This is a genomic window from Desulfarculaceae bacterium (assembly GCA_020444545.1).
In the GTDB taxonomy this organism is placed as follows: domain Bacteria; phylum Desulfobacterota; class Desulfarculia; order Desulfarculales; family Desulfarculaceae; genus Desulfoferula.
In genome coordinates, this window is record JAHLKT010000004.1 from 607,628 (window position 1) to 621,409 (window position 13,782).

At 66.4% G+C, this 13,782-nt stretch carries 12 protein-coding genes; 1 reads left to right on the forward strand and 11 read right to left on the reverse strand.

Going from position 1 to position 13,782, the window contains the following annotated elements:
• Nucleotides 1-3 precede the first annotated feature (3 nt).
• The 3 genes from feoB to KQH53_14630 all read right to left on the reverse strand — a co-directional run bounded on the left by feoB (nt 4) and on the right by KQH53_14630 (nt 3,980).
• Entirely contained in the window at nt 4-2,142 is a 2,139-nt protein-coding gene (feoB, locus tag KQH53_14620) for a ferrous iron transport protein B (protein ID MCB2227910.1), read from the reverse strand.
• Between the two features lie 2 nt (nt 2,143-2,144).
• Nucleotides 2,145-2,387, reverse strand: a complete 243-nt coding sequence (locus KQH53_14625) for a ferrous iron transport protein A (protein MCB2227911.1) — start codon at nt 2,385-2,387, stop codon at nt 2,145-2,147.
• Nucleotides 2,388-2,822: 435 nt separating this feature from the next.
• Nucleotides 2,823-3,980, reverse strand: a complete 1,158-nt coding sequence (locus tag KQH53_14630) for a DUF2325 domain-containing protein (GenBank protein ID MCB2227912.1) — start codon at nt 3,978-3,980, stop codon at nt 2,823-2,825.
• 164 nt (nt 3,981-4,144) lie between these two features.
• On the opposite strand from KQH53_14630, the gene KQH53_14635 reads away from it, so the two are divergent.
• A complete protein-coding gene (locus tag KQH53_14635; GenBank protein ID MCB2227913.1) occupies nt 4,145-4,642 on the forward strand; it encodes a metal-dependent transcriptional regulator in 498 nt (165 codons plus the stop codon).
• Nucleotides 4,643-4,646: 4 nt separating this feature from the next.
• Here KQH53_14635 and nifB read toward each other — a convergent pair whose 3' ends face one another.
• The 8 genes from nifB to nifD are packed head-to-tail and all read right to left on the reverse strand — an operon-like array spanning nt 4,647 to nt 13,761.
• Nucleotides 4,647-5,927, reverse strand: a complete 1,281-nt coding sequence (gene nifB / locus KQH53_14640; protein MCB2227914.1) for a nitrogenase cofactor biosynthesis protein NifB — start codon at nt 5,925-5,927, stop codon at nt 4,647-4,649.
• A gap of 9 nt (nt 5,928-5,936) precedes the next feature.
• Nucleotides 5,937-7,313, reverse strand: coding sequence for a nitrogenase (locus KQH53_14645; protein ID MCB2227915.1), 1,377 nt, complete (start codon nt 7,311-7,313; stop codon nt 5,937-5,939).
• On the reverse strand, nt 7,313-8,677 hold the full coding sequence (gene nifE / locus KQH53_14650) for a nitrogenase iron-molybdenum cofactor biosynthesis protein NifE (protein MCB2227916.1): 1,365 nt from the start codon (nt 8,675-8,677) through the stop codon (nt 7,313-7,315). The genes KQH53_14645 and nifE overlap by 1 nt, the downstream gene beginning before the upstream one ends.
• Before the next feature lie 9 nt (nt 8,678-8,686).
• On the reverse strand, nt 8,687-9,142 hold the full coding sequence (locus KQH53_14655; GenBank protein ID MCB2227917.1) for a GNAT family N-acetyltransferase: 456 nt from the start codon (nt 9,140-9,142) through the stop codon (nt 8,687-8,689).
• Between the two features lie 16 nt (nt 9,143-9,158).
• Complete coding sequence (locus KQH53_14660) at nt 9,159-9,461, reverse strand: (2Fe-2S) ferredoxin domain-containing protein (protein MCB2227918.1); 303 nt, start codon at nt 9,459-9,461, stop codon at nt 9,159-9,161.
• 47 nt (nt 9,462-9,508) lie between these two features.
• A complete protein-coding gene (locus tag KQH53_14665) occupies nt 9,509-10,672 on the reverse strand; it encodes a radical SAM protein (GenBank protein MCB2227919.1) in 1,164 nt (387 codons plus the stop codon).
• A gap of 41 nt (nt 10,673-10,713) precedes the next feature.
• On the reverse strand, nt 10,714-12,093 hold the full coding sequence (gene nifK, locus KQH53_14670; protein MCB2227920.1) for a nitrogenase molybdenum-iron protein subunit beta: 1,380 nt from the start codon (nt 12,091-12,093) through the stop codon (nt 10,714-10,716).
• Between the two features lie 27 nt (nt 12,094-12,120).
• Nucleotides 12,121-13,761 carry a nitrogenase molybdenum-iron protein alpha chain gene (nifD, locus tag KQH53_14675; GenBank protein MCB2227921.1) on the reverse strand — a complete coding sequence of 547 codons (1,641 nt, stop codon included), beginning with the start codon at nt 13,759-13,761 and terminating at the stop codon, nt 12,121-12,123.
• Nucleotides 13,762-13,782: the final 21 nt, after the last annotated feature.

Here is a 13,782-nt window from a genome sequence, read left to right on the forward strand (position 1 = left end):
TCTCTATCCCAATCCCAGGACGCGGCCGCCCTGATAGACCAATAAGGCCAACACATAGGCCAGGATTGTGGTGTAGCCCATGGCGAACAGGGCCCAGCCCCAGCCCCCGGCCTCGCGGCGGATCATCACCACCGTGACGAAGCAGGGGGCGTAGACCATCACGAAGATCATCAGGGCAAAGGCCATGAGCGGGTTCCAGGCCGGGTCCTTGGCCAGGCGGTCGCCCAAGCTCTCGCTCTCCTCCGGGTCCACCTCGCCCAGGCTGTAGGCGGTGCCCATGGTGGCCACCACCACCTCCTTGGCCGCGAAGCCGCCCACCAGGGCCACGTTGGTGCGCCAGTCGAAGCCCAGCGGCGCGGTGACATAGGTCAGGGCGTGGCCCATGCGGCCGGCCACGGAGTGGCGCACCTCGTCCTGAGCCATCAGGTGGGCCAGCTCGTCCTTGGCCTCCTGGGTCTGGGCCGCCTCGATGCGGCTCTCCCACGAGGCCACCCGCTCCTCGGGCAGGCCGGGGAAGGTCATCAGGGCCCACATGACCACGCTCACCCCCAGAATCACGGTGCCCGCCTTTTTGGCGTACTGCCAGGTGCGCTCCCAGGTGTGGATCAACAGGCCCTTGAGGGTGGGCATACGGTAGGGGGGCAGCTCCATCACAAATGGCGCGGTCTCGCCCTTGAGCAGGGTCCAGCGCAGGATGCGCGCCGCGATCAACGCCAGGCCCCAGGAGATCAGGGTCAGGGCGAAGAGCATGTTGGCCTGCTGGGCCGCGAAGAAGGCGCCGATCAACAAGGCGTACACCGGCAGCTTGGCCCCGCAGTTCATCAGGGGCACGGTGAGGATGGTGGCCAGGCGGGCCTTGGGGTCCTTGAGGGTGCGGGTGGCCATGACCCCGGGCACCGCGCAGCCGCCGGAGATGCCGCCGCTGACGATCAGGGCGATCACGCTGTTGCCGTGCAGGCCGAAGTGCCGCAGAAGGCGGTCCAGAATATAGGCCACCCGGGCCATGTAGCCGGTGTCTTCCATGATGGCGATGGCGAAGAACATGAAGGCGATCAGCGGCACGAAGCCCAAGACCCCGCCCACGCCGTCGATCACGCCGGAGACGATGAGCGACTGGAGCAGGCCCTCGGGAATGGCCGCCTCGGCCACGCCGCCCAGCCAGCCGAAGAAGGTCTCGAACCAGCCCACCGGCGTCTCGCTGGCCCAGAACACGAACTCGTATACCCCGTAGAGGATGGCCAGCAGGAACACCGGCCCCAGCAGGCGGTTGGTGAGCACCTTGTCGATGCGGTCGCTCAGCTCCAGGCGCTGGCCCCGGGTCTCGGTGACTGCCTGGCGGTAGAGGCCGCTGATGAAGCCGTAGCGGTGGTCGGCGATGATCCCCTCGGGGTCGTCGTCCATGGTGGAGCGGATGTGTTCGCTCAGCTCTTGGCGCCGGGTGCCGGTGAGGGCGGCCAGGGACGGATCGCGCGCCACCTGGGCCTTTACTTCGCTGTCGTTCTCCAGCAGCTTGAGGCCCACCCAACGGGGACTGAGCGGCTCCCACTCGCGGCCTCCGCCGTTCAGGCTGGCGGTCAGCTCGTTGAGCGCCTGGTCCACGTCGTGGCCGTAGGAGAGCTCCAGGGGTTTCCACTCCTTGCGCTCGGCGGCCACTTTGGCGGCGGCGGCCAAAAGCTCGGGCACCCCCTTGCCGGTGCGGGCCACGGTGGGCACCAGGGGCGCGCCCAAGAGCTTGCCCAGCTTGTCGGTGTCGATACTCAGTCCCTTGGCCTCGGCCACGTCCATCATGTTCAGGGCGATGACCAGGGGCACGCCCAACTCCAGGAACTGCACCGCCAGGTAGAGGTTGCGCTCCAGGTTGGCCGCGTCGGCCACGTGGACCACCACGTCGGGCTTTTCCTGGACGAGGTAGTCGCGGGCCACCAACTCCTCGGGGGAGTAGGCGGTGAGGCTGTAGGTGCCGGGCAGGTCCACGATGGTCACGTCGTTGCCGCCCAGCTTGGCGACGCCCCACTTCTTCTCCACGGTCACGCCGGGGTAGTTGCCCACGTGCTGGCGCGCGCCGGTGAGGGCGTTGAACAGAGAGGTCTTGCCCGAGTTGGGGTTGCCCGCCAGGGCGATGGTCAGTTTTTCTCCGGCCATGGCTATTCCTCTCCCGACCGGACCATGATGTGGTCGGCCTCGTTGTTGCGCAGGGTGAGGTTGTAGCCCTTGAGCTTGATCTCCACCGGGTCCTTGAGGGGCGCGCGTCCCATGATCTTGATGGTGGTGCCGGGCACCAGCCCCATCTCCCGGATGCGCCGCCCCAGCTCGCCGCTGGCCGTGACCTTGTCGATCACCGCCTCTTCGCCCGGCCCCAGCATTCGCAGGGTTTCTTTAGTAGCCATTGCCGTCTCCCATAAGTTTGATGTATCAAACATTGCTTCCAAAAAAATTCCCCAATGCGCCCAAACCCCGGTGCGCCTGGGCGCGCGCCGGGCAGGTGCCTCAGGAGTAAGCCGAAAAAACGGAGTCCGGGTCTGTGGGGCGGCGCATGTCGCAGCCGCAGGCCGGGCAGCGCACCACCCGGTCGTCAATCCCGGTCACCCTAGTCTCCTGGCGGGTGCAATTGGGGCATTGATAAGTATATATCGGCACTTATGCCTCACATTGTTTAGGCGCCGGCAGAGTCGCTTCGCCTCCGGCCGGGCCGGATAGCGTGGGCATGCGCCGTGCAGGATGGTTTCGGTGCGCCTCGCTGTGTTTGCAAATCATGATTTAGTTAGTTACTACTAAGTTTATAAGTTGTCAAGTACTACGGGGCGCTTTTTCGCCTTTCCGGCTCAGGCGCTTAGGGCCCGGTCCTGGCTTAGTTGGATTAAATGCGATTCCAGGGCTGTGGGACTGGTGCAGTTGAGCGGGCAGAAGGGTTTTTCGCAGAGCTTGCACTGCTTCTTGACCACATTCATAGCGGCGTGGGAGTTGATGGGGGTAAGGAACACGACCAGGTCGGACTTGTTCACGATCTGGCGCAGACGCCGAGCCCCGGAGCGCACCTTGCCGGTGTGGCACAGACAGCTCCCGCCCATCTGCTCGATTATCTCGGTGTAGTTCTTTTCCAGCCGGTCCAGGCCGCCGATCACCGCCACCGAGCGGCCCCGCAGGGGGCAGCGGCTACGGGCGGGACGCGCCCCGGCGCGGGCCTGGCCGCAGTCAGGACAGGCCTCGGGGCACGCCTCTGCCGAGCAACAGGCCTCTGCCCCGGCCTGGGCGGCGCGCGCTTCTTCCTCGGCCTGGAGGGCCAGGGCGCGCCACACAGCCAGGTCGTTGCGCAGTTGTTCTATCTCCGCGCGGGCCTGCTCCAGCTCGCGGCCCAATTCCTTGGCCCGCTTCTTGTGGGGCGAGGGCGCGGCGGCCTGGGGTACGGCGGGTTCACTGCGAACCTGCGGGGTTTTCAAACGCAGGGCCAGATCGCGGTTCTCGGCCTTCAATTCTTCCAGGCTTTGGCGCAGGGCTCGATTCTGGGCGCAGTAGGTCTCGGCCCGTCCCTTTTCACGCTCCACCAGGGACTCGCCTTGCAGGCGCTTCATGCCCCGCGCGGCAACGAGGTGGGCCAGGCGGCGGCCGGCCTCGCGGCGCTCCCTGCCCTCACCCTGGTAACAGGCCCAGAGCAGGGGGATGGGCCAGGCGGTGTCCCGGGCCTGAGCCAGGATCTCGCCACCGCTCAGGGAGGCGGTTTTATGCAGGGTGGCCCGGAAGCGGGCGCTCAGCTCCTTGCTCACCGCTGCTTGCGCCTGCGGGTTGGTGTGACAGGCCTCGTGCAGGGCGTGCAGCAGGGCCTCGCCGCGCCCCTGCTGGGCCTCCTCCGGCAATCCCGCGCGTTTCAGATGTTTTTTCAGGGCCTTCTTGTCAAAAGCCGCCCCCAGGAGCAAGGTCACCACCAAGCAGTCCTGGTGCCATTCCAGAGACGCGGCGCCCCCGGACTCTTGGGTTAAAGCCAACGGCTCTTCAAGGGCGGGCCGGGGTGGGCTAATCATGGGTGCCAAAACAAAAGCTCCTTTATGGTCTGGTTTATTTAATTAGGTACAGTTAATTTTATTTGAGGTCAAGTTTTTTGTGTTGGGGAACCGAGCGGTGTACATATAAATGGAACAGGGAGGGTGTTATGAGCCAGGCCACGTCCCGGCGGTTGAAGGGCAAGCGGCTCACCGCACAGTCGGAAGACTATCTGGAGGCCATCGCCGAGCTGCAAAAGGAAAACCAGGTAGCCCGGACCAAGGACATCGCCGAGCGCCTGGGGGTGACTCCGGGCACCGTGACCTCGGCTTTAAAAAGCCTGGGCGACAAGGGCCTGGTCAACTACCAGCCCTACAGCCCCATCAGCCTCACCGCCTCGGGCGAGCGCCTGGCCGGGGAGATCATCCGCCGCCACGACACGCTCACCCGCTTCTTGGGCGAGGTGCTGGGCGTGCCTCCCAGCCAGGCCGAGGACAACGCCTGCCGGGCCGAGCACGTCCTGGGCCGCGAGGTCATCGAGCGCATGGCCTGCTTCCTGGAGTTTTTGGACAGCTTCCCGCGCTCCAACCAGGCCTGGCGCGACGAATACGCCCGCTTCTGCGAAAGCACCGGCCAGGAGTGCCGGGCCCTGGAGGAGCCGGCCTGATCGCCTAGCAGCAGCCCATGCCGCCGCCGCCCTGCCCCATCCCGGCCGCGCAGCAGGCCTTGCCCTTGCGCACCCGCATGGCCGACAGGTCGTCGCCCGCGTAGATGGCCTTGAGCGCCTCCTCGATGAAGCCGTTCACCTCCAGGGGCTCCACGCCGTAGCCGGAGAGCACCGCGCGCGGCGTCTCCCCTATTCCGCTGACCAAGACGTTGCGGCAGTCGTCCAGGGACTCGGCCAGGCGCTTCCAGCGCAGCTCGCCGTCGCCCGCCGGCGGGGCGGGCCGCGTCTCGATGAGCTCGAAGCCCTCCACCCCCGGCCCCCAGATCTGAAACTCCATGGCCTGGCCCAGGTGCAGGTTGACCAAAAGCCCCTCGCGGCTGGCCACGGCCACGTGGGGCCGGGTCAGGTCCATGGGCTCGGGCAGCTTGCCGCAGGAGGAGAGGCAGCCGGCCATTTCCTTGCTCTTGTCCTGGCCCAACAGGCCCACCGCGTCGGCCCGGCAGCGGGTGCAATGGGTCATCTGACTCATGTGCCTGTCGCACACCTCCCGGAGCGACTGCATCAGGGGGCGGCTGGGTTCGCCCAGGCTCTCGAAGGGGGTGCCCGCGGTGGGGTACATGGGCATCAGGTTCATCAGGTCCGCGTTCAGCTCGGCCCCCCAGCGGGCCACCTCTTCCACGTGCTGGTCATTGACCCCGGGGATGACGATGGTGTTGAGCTTGACCACGATGCCCCGCTCCTTCAAGCCGGCCACCGCCTCGCTCTGGCGAGATAGCAGCAGCCGCGCCGCCTCCTCGCCGCGATAGGCCATCTTGCCGTCCTTGACATAGGCGTATATCCGGCTGCCGATGGCCGGGTCCACCGCGTTGATGGTGATGGTCATGTGAGTGACCCCCACCTGAGCCAGCTCGTCCAGATGCGCGGGCACGGCCAGGCCGTTGGAGGAGAGGCAATAGAGCATCTGGGGGAAGCGCTCCTTGACCAGGCGCATCGTCTCCAGGGTGCGGCCCGCGTTGGCCATGGGGTCGCCTGGCCCGGCGATGCCCGCCACGGAGATGCGCGGCTCGGCGGCCAGCACCTGCTCCAGATAGGCCAGGGCCTGGTGGGGAGCCAAAACCCCGCAGGTCACGCCCGGGCGCGACTCGTTGACGCAGGAGTACTTGCGGTCGCAGTAGTTGCACTTGATGTTGCAGGCCGGGGCCACGGGCAGATGCACTCGCCCGTGGGAGCCCTTGGCCGCGCGGTTGAAACAAGGATGCTTGGCGCTGATGTCGTGTGCGTCCATGATGTCTCCCTATAGGTATCCGTAGCCCACGTCGGAGTCGGCCTGCTTCTGGGCCAAGACGGCGTTCACCAGGCGGTCGTAGAGCTGCTGCGCGCCGCGATAGCCCAGGTGCAGGATGCGGGAGCCGCCGATGCGGTCGTGGATGGGCATGCCCACCCGCACCAGGGGCGCGCCCTGCTCACGGGCCATGCGGTAGCCCTTGGAGTGGCCCACGAACAGGTCCGGCTTGAGCTCGCGGCTGATCTCGGCGATGCGGTAGAAGTCGATGCCCGCCTCCACCCGCGGCGTCTCGCGGGTCAGGCCGTCGCAGAATTCATGCACCTTCTCGCCGAAGTTGAGAGCCCGGCCGCCCGAGGCGCAGAGCACCGGCGTAATCCCGATCTCGGCCAAGAAGGCGCTGAGCCCGATGACCAGATCCTGCTCGCCGTAGACCACCGCCCGCTTGCCCGAGAGGTACTTGTGCCCGTCCACCATGGCGTCCAGCAGGCGACCGCGTTCCTCAACGTGCTTGTCAGGGATGGGCCGCCCACTTATCTCCTCCAGCACGGCGAAGAGCTCGTCGCTGGCCCGCAGGCCGAGAGGCAGGCCCGGGCTGTGCAGGGGCACCCCGCAACGCTCGGCCAGGTCGCGGCCCGCGTCCTGGGAGGCCGGGGTCCAGCCCAAGGCCAGGCTGGCCCGCGCCCCGCCCATGGCCTTGATCGCCGCCAGAGGGGTGCCACCCTCGGGCAGAATCTCGTAGGCCTCGCTGGCCGGGGCATCCAGGGGCCGGGAGTAGTCGGGCAGCAGGGTGGCCTCCAGGCCGAAGTCCCCGGCCACCTCCAGCAGATGGCGGATGTCCGCCGGGCTGATCAGGCCGGGCAGCAGGTTGATGCCCTCGTGGCGCGGGCCGGGCTCGGCCAGCTGGGCCACGGTGGCGGCCACCGCCGCGTAGAAGCCCTCCATGTGGGTGGCCGCATAGGACGGCGTGGCCGCGTGGATCAGGGCGGGCATCTCGGTGCAAGAGCCCTCCAGCACCGCCTCGGCCAGGAACTCCCTCACGATGGCCGGCACGTTGTCGCCGATGGTCTCGGTGAGACAGGTGGTGGCGATGCCCACCGCCTTGGCCTGGTATTTGTTGATCACGTTGACCAGGCCCGCCTTCAGGTTGGGCCCGCCGCCGAACACCGCCTCGCCCTCGCCCAGGGCGCTGGAGGCGATGTCCACCGGCTCGCGGTAGTGGCTGATCAAATAGCGCCGCATGTAGGTGGCGCAGCCCTGGGAGCCATGCAGGAAGGGCACGCAGCCCTCGATGCCCTTGAAGGCGATGCAGGCGCCTAGGGGCATGCAGGCCTTGCAGGCGTTGGTGCTGGAAACGTAGTCGTGCTTCTTGGCCAGGTTGTTTTTCATCACACCGCCTCCAGCCGCCGCCGCGCCCGGCGCGGGGTGAAGCGCCACACCGGGCTCAGGGCCGTGGCCGCCACCTCCTCGGCAAAGTTGAGCATGCCCACGAAGCCCTCCAGGGCCAGCTTGCGCTCATGGTTGTGATCCACGAAACCGATGCCCAGCTTGTGGGCGATGGGCCGCTCCTTCACGCCGCCCACAAAAACGTCCACGTCCTTTTCGATCAGGTAGGTCATCAGCTCCAGGGGGTTGGCGTCGTCCACGATCACCGTGCCCGGCTCGCAGATGGAAGCCAGTTCCTGGTAGTCCTCCTCGGTGCCGGTCTGGGAGCCGGCCAGCACCACCTTCATGCCCAGCAGGCGGAAGGACTTGATCAGGCTGAAGGCCTTGAAGGCCCCGCCCACGTACAGGGCAGCCCGCTTGCCCTCCAGGCTCTCGCGCAATTCCATGAGCCGGGGATAGATGCGGCCCAGCTCCTCGCGCACCAGCTCCTTGGCCTTTTCCATGGCCTCGTCGGAGCCAAAGAACTCAGCCACGTCGTAGAGCGCCTGGGCCATGTCCTCCACGCCCAGATAGCTCACCCGCTTGAAGGGGATGCCGTAGGTCTCCTGCATCATCTTGGCCAGCTCCATGGTGGAGCCGGAGCACTGCACCAGGTTGAGCGCCGCGCCGTGGGCCCGCTGCATCTGGGCCACCCGGCCGTCGCCGGTCACGTTGGCAACCACGCTCACCCCCATGCGCTCCAGGTACTCTCGAATGATCCATATCTCGCCGGCCAGGTTGAAGTCGCCCAGCAGGTTCACCGCCATGGGCGGGATATCGCTGATGTCGCCGCTGCCCACCAGACGAAACAGGGCGTTGCAGGCCGCGTAGTAGCCGGCCCGCTTGTTGCCCTTGAAGCCCTCGCTCATCACCGGAATCACCGGGATGCCGTGGCGCTCTTCGGCCTTCCTGCACACCGCGTTGATGTCGTCGCCGATGAGCCCCACCATGCAGGTGGAGTAGACGAACGCCGCCTGGGGCTGGTGCAGGGGGATCAGCTCGTCCAGGGCGCGGGTCAGCTTCCCTTCGCCCCCAAAGATCACGTCGGTCTCGCCCAGGTCGGTGCTGAAGGAGTAGCGGTGCAGCTCCGGGCCCGAGGACAGGGCGCCCCGGATATCCCAGGTGTAGGAAGCGCAGCCGATGGGACCGTGGATCAGGTGCAGGGCGTCGGCGATGGGATAGAGCACCACCCGCGAACCGCAGAACACGCAGGCCCGCTGGCTGACCGCCCCGGCCAGGCTCTGCTTGTCGCAGCTGATGCGGAAGGGCTTGTCCCCGCCGGTTTCATGAATCTGATCCTCGCGCTCGGCGAATATCACCTGGGACATGGCTGCTCCTTAGGCCCGCTTACGCAGGCAGATCATCCGGGTGTTTTCCCAGCCCAGACCACGGTGAAACTTGAGCCCGGCCTGGTTCTCCCGGTCGGCCAAAAGCTGCATCCGCGTGGCCCCGCGCTCAGCGGCCCAGGCGGCGATGGCTTCCATGAGCCCCCGCCCCACCCCCCGGCCCCGCCAGGCGGGCGCCACCACCAGGTCCTCGGCCCACAAGGACCAGGCCCCCTCGGCGGTGGACACCACGAGCTGCCCGGCCACCATGCCCACCACTTCGCCATCGGCCTCGGCGGCCAGCAGCCGCGCGGTGGGCGAGGCCAGGAGCATCTCCAGGCCCCGCGTCTGGCGCGCCGCGTCCACGGCGAAGTCTGGCTCCACCGAGAACAGCACGCCCAGCAGATCGCTCAGGGCGAGCAGGTCCTCGGCGCGGGCCGGGCGTATGTTCACCGTGGGGTGGCTCATGGTGGGGCGTCTCTCCCTAGCCGATCAAATATTCCTCGGGCGGTTCGCCGTCTTCCAGGCCGTCCAGGATGGCGTCGATGGCCGCCTCGCTGTCCACGCCCTTGAACCACCAGTTGTTGGGCTGCACCACCATGGCCGGGCCCTGGTCGCACTGCTTGAGGCAGCCGGTGGCCACCACCTGGCAGTCCAGGCCACGGTCCAGGATCTCCTCTTCCAGGTACTGCAAAAAGCCGTCGGTCTTCTTGTGGCAGATGCCCTGGGGATCGCCCTTGAGGCGGAAGCTCTGACAGACCAGAATCTGATTGGCCGGGATTCCCATTTGGTTTGCTCCTTAATGCGAAGTCGTTCGCTCGTGTCGTGGGGGCCCTATTTCTTGCCGCCCTTTTTCTTGCCGCCGCCGAAGAGCACGTCCACCAGGCCTTCCACGTTGCCCTCCTGGATCAACACCGGCAGGCCCTTGTCGCCCAACAGCCTGCGCGGCGCTTGCCCGGCGGCCGCGGCCAAGACCGCGAAGCAGTCGCTGAGCACCAGGTAGACCTGTTGCCAGCGGGCATCGCCCTCGCCGGGCTCGGGCGCGGGCCGCGCCTCCCGGAGCACCACCGGCCCGTCCTGGGGACCGTAGATGAGGAACTGCCCGGCCTGGCCCAAATGCAGGTCCACCTCGAAGCCGTCAGAGCTGCACACCGCCAAATAGGGCTTCTGCTGGCTGGGCTTTGGCAACACCACCTGGCTGGCGGCGGGCTCGTTGAAGTCCCACTCCAGGGCCTGGGCGCAGGAGGCCAGGTCGATGGCCTGGACGGGAAGGTGCTTGGAAGCCAGGGCGGCCAGGCGCTCCAGCTCGGCCGGGTCGGCCGGCTGGCAGGGCTGGGGGCAGTCCTCGCCCTTGGGCAGGAAGGGGAACAGCTTCATCTCCGCCACCCCTAACTCGGCCGCCCGCTGGGCGATCTCGCCCACCTGCTCCGCGTTGATCCAGGGATAGAGGGTGGTCTTCACCTGCACCGGCACCTCGGCCTCCACCAGGGCGGCGATGGCAAAGGGCTGTTCCTTGACCAGGGTCTTGGCCGCCTCGCTCAGCGGCAGGGTGCGCTTGCCCGGGCGTATCCAGGCGTAGATGCGCTCCACCACCGAGGGGTCCACCGCGTCCATGAGGATGGACACGTGGGCCAGGCCCAGCTTGGCCAGCTCGGGCGCGATCTCCGCCGCGCCCAGGCCCAGGGTGGTGAGGCACAGGCTGACCTCGGGGTAGCGCTCGCGCACCAGGGCCAGGGTCTTGAGGGTCAACTCCGGCGTTGCCAGGGGGTCGCCGGGGCCGTTGAGGTTGACCACCTTGATGGCGTCGCCCTGGTCTTCCAAATACTCCAGCCAGTTGAGGGCCTGCTCCGGAGTCAGGGCCCGGGGCAGGGGCTGGTCCGGGGTGAAGCGCACCTTGGCCAGGGCCCGGGGGGCCACAGGCAGGTGGATGCGTCCCGAGGAGCGGCGGTGGTCGGCGCAAAAGTCCGGGGCCGAGTCGTGATCGATAATCTTAGCCATCCTTCACCTGCCCTGTTCCGGCGGGGCCTTCCCCGCCTTGCCTACATCACCAGCTCGAAGCTCGTCTCCGGGTCGTCGCGGTCCTTGCGGTCCAGCAAAGCATTTAGGATCTTCTCCAGCAGCCGGATGCCGCCCTTGTAGCCCACGGTGGGGAAGTACTGGTGCCCCTGGCGGTCCAGGATGGGGAAGCCCCAGCGCACCAGGGGGATGTCCTCGTCGCGGGCCATGTACTTGAGGTAGGTGTTGCCGATGAGCATATCCACCGGCTCGTTCTTGATCCACTGGTGCAAGAGGAACATGTCCGCGTTCTGGTCGCACTTCACGTTGACCTCGTAGGGCAGATCCGCGGTGAGCTCCCGGATGCGCTTTTCAAAGGCCTTGCCCGGCGTGCCGCTCACCACGTGGACGGGCCACATATCGATGGACACCAGGAACTCGGTCATAGCGATGAGCTGGTCCGGGTCGCCGGCCAGGGCCACCTTCTTGTGGAAGAAGTACTGGTGCATGTCGCTGATCATGTCCACCAGCTGGCCGCGCTCGTGGGTCACCTCCTCGGGCACGCTCACCCCGGCGATGATGCGCAGGGCGTCCACGAAGCGGTCGGTGGCCATGAGGCCTATGGGGATGTCCAGCACCCGGCAAGGGACCTTGTGGTTGGTGTCCAGATAGCGGGCCGCGTCTGCGCTGCACCACTCGCCCATGGCCAGGGTGCCGATGGAATCGCCGGCGCTCTTGAGCGCGTCGATGGTGACCCCGCCTTCGGGGAACATCTTGTATTCGCCGGACAGGGGGCCGTTCAAGATGCCCGAGGTGTCGGGGAACAGGATGATCTCCACCCCGATGAGCCCGGCCAGGCGCTTGATCTCCTCCATGTCGGCCGGCTCCACCCAGCCGGGGATGATGTTCACCTTGCCGTTCTTCTTGCCCGTGTGCTCGGCCTTCATGGCCATGCCCTTGACCATGTTGGAGAAGCCGGTCACGTGGCTGCCCACGTAGCTGGGGGTGTTGGCGTAGATGACGTCTTTGCCCTTGGGGATCTTGCCGTCCTTGGTGGCCTTGTCCACGATCTGGGGCAAATCGTCGCCGATGGTCTCGGACAGGCAGGTGGTGTGCACCGCCACCACCTCGGGCTCGTAAACCGTGAAGATGTTGTCGAGGGCCTGCAACAGGTTGGCCTGCCCGCCGAAGACGGATGCCCCCTCGGTGAAGGAGCTGGTGCCCGCGCTGATGGGCTCCTTGTAGTGGCGTGTCAAGGTGCTGCGGTGATAGGCGCAGCAGCCCTGGGAGCCGTGGCTGTGGGGCAGGCAGCCGTGCACCCCCAGCGCGGCGTACATGGCGCCGATGGGCTGGCAGGTCTTGGCCGGGTTGATGGTCAGAGCGTGGCGCTCGGCTATCTTTTCGGGCGTGTGTCTAAGCAGCATGGCTCTTGTCCTTGGTCTCGCCGGGCGTTATTCCCAAACGTAGGTTGCCGAGAGTTCGGGGTTCTCCTGCCAGGGGGCCTTCATGTAGCCCCAGACCTTGCTGTTCACCAGGCGGTCGATCTCGCGGTAGAAGTTGATGGCTCCCTGGAATCCGGCGTAGGGCCCGCCCGAGTCGTAGGAATGGAGCTGCTTCATGGGGATGCCCAGCTTCTGGATGGAGAACTTCTCCTTGATGCCCGCGCAGAAGATGTCGGGCTTGAGAAGCTCCACCAGCTGTTCGGCCTCGTACTGGTTGAGGTCGTCGATGACCATGGTCCCGTTTTCCATGTCCGGGATCATGCCCTCGTAGCCCTTGAACTCCAGGCCGGACTCGGCCAGGGCCTTGAGCTCATCCTCGCTCTTGCGCGGGGAGTAGAGGCTCTCGTCGGCCTCCACCTCCAGCTCCTCGATGTTGCGGCTGTCCGCGTCCACCTTGAGGTTGGGGATCACGTGGCGGCCTTCGTAGTCGTCGCGGTGGGCGAACTCGTAGCCCGCGCTGATGGTCTTCATGCCCAGTTCCTTGAACAGTTCCTGGTAGTGATGGGCCCGGGAGCCGCCCACGAAGAGCATGGCCGTCTTGCCATCGGTGCGGGGGCGCACCTCCTTGGCCACCGCTTCCACGGCGGGCATTTCCTCGGCGATCACCTCCTCCACCCGGTCGATGAGCTCCTGGTCGCCGAAGTACTGGGCTATCTTGCGTAGGCTCTTGGCCGCGGCGCCCGCGCCGATGAAGTTCACCTTGATCCAGGGGATGCCGTACTTCACCTCGAGCATGTCGGCCACGTAGTTGATGGAGCGGTGGCACATCACCGCGTTCAGGTCGCTGGTGTGGGCACTGGCGAACTGGTCGTAGGAGCTGTTGCCGCTGAAGGTGGCGTTGTTGGTGATGCCGCACTTGTTCAACAAGCGATCGATCTCAAAGCCGTCGCCGCCGATGTTGTACTCGCCCAAGAGGTTGATGCGGTACTTGCCCGGCTTGCCCTCGTCCTTGTTGCCCACCAGGTGCCTGAACACCTGGTTGTTGGCGATGTGGTGCCCGGCGGACTGAGAAACGCCCTTGTAGCCCTCGCAGGAGAAGGCGAAGACGTTGCAATCGCCCAGCTTCTTCTTCATCTTGGCGGCCACGGCGTGGATGTCGTCGCCGATGAGCCCCACCGGGCAGGTGGCGAACACGCAGATGCCCTTGGGGTGGAACAGGTCGTAGGCCTCCTGGATGGCCGCTTCCAGCTTTTTCTCGCCCCCGAAGATGATGTCCTTGTCCTGCATGTCCGTGCTGAAGCAGTAGGTCATGTAGTTCTGGGCATCCGGGGCGGTGGCGTCGGTCTGGTTGCGCCGGGTGAGCCAGGAGTAGAAGCCGCAGCCGATGGGGCCGTGGGTGATGTTCACGATGTCCCGGGTGGGGCCCATGATCACGCCCTTGCAACCGGCGTAGGTGCAGCCCCGCATGGTGATGATGCCCGGGATGGTGCGCACGTTGGCGGTGATCTCCGGGGTCTCGTTCTGCAAGGCCTCGTTGATCAGAATCTGCTTGGCGCGCTTGCGGGCCACCTTGGGGGGATACTTGGTGAGTATCTTTTCCTTGATGACCGCCGGGTCCGCCGGCGCCTTGTTGTCATGGGCTGAAATCATTTCTGCTGTCTCCCCGCCGTA

Bases quoted from the DNA above. Each gene is read 5' to 3' on its own strand.
- nifD (MCB2227921.1), bottom strand. From the start codon at position 13,761: ATGATTTCAGCCCATGACAACAAGGCGCCGGCGGACCCGGCGGTCATC.
- nifB (MCB2227914.1), bottom strand. From the start codon at position 5,927: ATGGACGCACACGACATCAGCGCCAAGCATCCTTGTTTCAACCGCGCG.
- KQH53_14635 (MCB2227913.1), top strand. From the start codon at position 4,145: ATGAGCCAGGCCACGTCCCGGCGGTTGAAGGGCAAGCGGCTCACCGCA.
- nifK (MCB2227920.1), bottom strand. From the start codon at position 12,093: ATGCTGCTTAGACACACGCCCGAAAAGATAGCCGAGCGCCACGCTCTG.
- KQH53_14665 (MCB2227919.1), bottom strand. From the start codon at position 10,672: ATGGCTAAGATTATCGATCACGACTCGGCCCCGGACTTTTGCGCCGAC.
- feoB (MCB2227910.1), bottom strand. From the start codon at position 2,142: ATGGCCGGAGAAAAACTGACCATCGCCCTGGCGGGCAACCCCAACTCG.
- KQH53_14625 (MCB2227911.1), bottom strand. From the start codon at position 2,387: ATGGCTACTAAAGAAACCCTGCGAATGCTGGGGCCGGGCGAAGAGGCG.
- nifE (MCB2227916.1), bottom strand. From the start codon at position 8,677: ATGTCCCAGGTGATATTCGCCGAGCGCGAGGATCAGATTCATGAAACC.
- KQH53_14645 (MCB2227915.1), bottom strand. From the start codon at position 7,313: ATGAAAAACAACCTGGCCAAGAAGCACGACTACGTTTCCAGCACCAAC.
- KQH53_14655 (MCB2227917.1), bottom strand. From the start codon at position 9,142: ATGAGCCACCCCACGGTGAACATACGCCCGGCCCGCGCCGAGGACCTG.
- KQH53_14660 (MCB2227918.1), bottom strand. From the start codon at position 9,461: ATGGGAATCCCGGCCAATCAGATTCTGGTCTGTCAGAGCTTCCGCCTC.